Below are 2991 nucleotides of genomic sequence, written 5' to 3'. Positions count from 1 at the left end.
GTGCCGGTCAGGGTGCGGGTCTGGTGGAGGAAGCGGGGTTCGTCGAACGCGGCGAGGGCCTCGCGTACGTCGGGAAGGTGGGGGTGTTCGGCGTGCAGGGCGGCGGAGAGCTGGGATTTGACGACGGGAACGCCCGCGGTGGCGAGGGCGGCCAGGGCGGTCGCCGGATCTTCGAAGGAGGTGGCGAGGTGGCAGGTGTCGACGCACACCCCGATGCGGTCGTGTCCGACGGCGGTGAGCGGTGCGATGGCGTCGGCGGTCGTCTCGACGGTGCAGCCCGGCTCCGGTTCGAGTCCGACGCGGATGGAGCGGCCGGTCAGCTCATCGAGGGCGTCGAGGCGCTGGGCGAGCGCGGTGAGAGCGGTGCGGGCGGATGCGGCGCGCGGGGCGTCGAAGGGTGTCCGCCAGGCGAGCGGGAGGGTGGAGATGGTGCCCTCGGTGACGTCGTCGGGGAGGAGGGCCGCGAGGAGACGGGCCAGGTCCGTGGTGTGGGTCAGCCGTTCCGGGTCGGTCCAGTCGGGCTTGTAGACCCGGTATTTGACCTCGTCGTCGCCGAAGCCCTCGTAGGGGAAGCCGTTGAGGGTGACAACTTCGAGGCCGCGCCGGTCCAGTTCGGTGCGCAGGCCGCGCAGCGCGCCGGGGTCGGTGACGAGGGCGCGGGCGGCGTCCTTGGCGAGCCACAGACCGATGCCGATGCGGTCCCTGCCGAGTTTCCTGCGGACGGGTTCGCAGTGGTCGCGGAGCTGGGCGAGGACACCGTCGAGGCTCTCGGCGGGGTGCACGTTGGTGCAGTACGCGAGGTGGACGGTGGAGCCGTCGGGGTGCCGGAAGCGCATGAGTCACGCACCGCCGCGCAGGATGGAGTTCCCCTCGTGGGTGGCGTCGGTGCCGGTGACGTCGAGGGCGAGCCGGCCGCTGAGTCCGTAGAAGGCGACCGGGTTGCGCCAGAGGACCAGGTCGACGTCGTCCTCGTCGTATCCGGCGGCGAGCATGGCGTCGGCGACCTTGCGGGTCTTGAGGGGGTCGCTCTTGCCCCAGTCGGCCGCGGAGTTGACCAGGACCCGCTCGGGGCCGAAGTCCTTGAGGATGGCGACCATCCTCTCCTCGTCCATCTTGGTGTCGGGATAGACGGAGAAGCCGAGCCAGCACCCGCTGTCCTTGGCCTCTTCGACGGTGGTCTCGTTGAGGTGGTCGATCAGGACGTGGTCCAGGGGCAGCGCCGACTCCCGTACGACGTCGATGGTGCGGCGCAGGCCGGTGAGCTTGTCCCGGTGCGGTGTGTGCACGAGGGCGGGCAGTTCGTGGTCGGCGGCGAGCTGGAGCTGGGTGGCGAGGGCGGTGTCCTCGGCCGGTGTCATGGAGTCGTAGCCGATCTCCCCCACCGCCACGACGTTGTCCTTGACGAGGTAGCGCGGCAGTTCGTCGAGGACCGGCGCACAGCGCGGGTCGTTCGCCTCTTTGGGGTTGAGGGCGATCGTGCAGTGGTGGGCGATGCCGTACTGGGCGGCGCGGAAGGGTTCCCAGCCGAGGAGGGAGTCGAAGTAGTCGAAGAAGGAGGCGGGCGAGGTGCGGGGCTGGCCGAGCCAGAAGGCCGGTTCCACCACCGCGCGGACACCCGCCGCGTACATCGCCTGGTAGTCGTCGGTGGTGCGGGACGTCATGTGGATGTGGGGGTCGAAGATGCGCATCGGGGACTCCTATTCCTCGCCGGTGGAAGGGGTCACGGTGCCGGAGGGCGCGGCCGGGGCCCCGGCGCCCGCCGGATCGGTCAGGGACAGCACGCGGCGCAGATCGTCCGGCACGGCACGTCCGGCCGCACGGCGTTCGCTCGCGAAGTCGGAGAGCATGCGGGCAAGCTCCGCGTCGCCCCGTGCCCGCCTGGGGAGACCGGCGACGGCGTCCACGGGGACACCGGTGAACAGGCACTTGAGGACGGCGTGGCGCCAGTCGTGCGGGGCGAGGTGCTCGGCGGCGTACGGGCCCACCGCCGCCGCGACGAGCCGCGTGTCATTGGTTCGCAGCGCGTCCTCGACCAGGGGCAGGGCCTCGGGGCCCGGCACCAGGTGCGGCAGGGCGTGCAGCACGGCACGGCGCTCGGGGGCGGTGCCCTGGCCGTAGATCCGGGCGAGGGTGGCGGGGTCGGCGGAGGCGGCGTGCAGCAGCAGGACGCGTACGGCGTCGGCGTGGTCGGCCCCGCAGCGGCGCCCGGCTTCGGCGAGCCGCAGCTCCCAGGTGGGCACCGACGTCCGGGCGGGCTGCTCCGGGCGCCCGGCGTGGGCCGTGGCCTCGGCGGTGGCCTGGTCGAGCCAGGCGCGGGCGGCTCCGCCGAGACCGGCTTCGAGCCGGGTGCGCAGAGCGGTGATCCCAAGGGTGTCGGTCACGGCGTTCCTCCCTTTGCGGAGGCCAGGGCTCCGCCGTCCGGCCCGGGGGCCACCGCCTTGCGCAGGAACTCGATCGACTCCGTGGCGAGCTGGGGTCCGGCGTGGGAGTGGCGGGGCAGTTCGACGACGGTCAGACCCTGGTAGCCGGTGGCGGCCAGCGCTTCGAGGACGGGCGGGAAGTCGATCTCCCCGTCGCCGAAGGGCAGGTGCTCGTGGACGCCGCGGCGCATGTCCTCGATCTGGACGTGGTGCAGCCAGGGCGCGGCCTGGCGTACGCAGTCGGCGGGAGGCAGCGGTTCGAGGCACTGGCAGTGGCCGATGTCGAGGGTGAGGCCGAGGAGACCGGGGTCGGGGGCGCCGAGTTCGGTGCGCAGGCGGTGGAAGTCGGCGAGCGAGGAGAGGAGGTGGCCCGGCTCGGGTTCCACGGCGAGCGGGACCCCGGCGGCGGAGGCGGCGTCCAGGACGGGGCCGAGGGCGTCGGCGAGCCGCTTCCAGGCCGTGTCGTCGGAGGTGTCGGCCGGGGTGATGCCGCTGAAGCAGTGCACGGCGTGGGCGTTCAGGTCGGCGGCGACGCGCACGGCGCGGATCAGCAGCCGGACGCGTTCGGCCC

4 protein-coding genes are annotated in these 2991 nt (G+C 73.0%); all 4 read right to left on the bottom strand.

The annotated features are described in order from the left end of the window. Window positions 1-836: metabolite traffic protein EboE (gene eboE, locus AB8Z36_RS34955; RefSeq protein WP_369217412.1), on the bottom strand; the 836-nt coding region annotated here is incomplete at its 3' end. Window positions 837-839: 3 nt separating this feature from the next. Continuing rightward, window positions 840-1688, bottom strand: a complete 849-nt coding sequence (locus AB8Z36_RS34950; protein WP_369217411.1) for a TatD family hydrolase — start codon at window positions 1686-1688, stop codon at window positions 840-842. A 9-nt stretch (window positions 1689-1697) separates the two neighbouring features. After that, a complete protein-coding gene (locus AB8Z36_RS34945) occupies window positions 1698-2381 on the bottom strand; it encodes an EboA domain-containing protein (RefSeq protein WP_369217410.1) in 684 nt (227 codons plus the stop codon). Continuing rightward, window positions 2378-2991 (bottom strand): sugar phosphate isomerase/epimerase family protein (locus tag AB8Z36_RS34940; protein WP_369217409.1); only part of this gene is annotated, 614 nt, incomplete at its 5' end. The genes AB8Z36_RS34945 and AB8Z36_RS34940, both read right to left, overlap by 4 nt.

This window comes from Streptomyces flavofungini, assembly GCF_041028215.1.
Lineage (GTDB): Bacteria > Actinomycetota > Actinomycetes > Streptomycetales > Streptomycetaceae > Streptomyces > Streptomyces flavofungini_B.
This window is presented reverse-complemented; position numbering and strand designations above follow the sequence as displayed.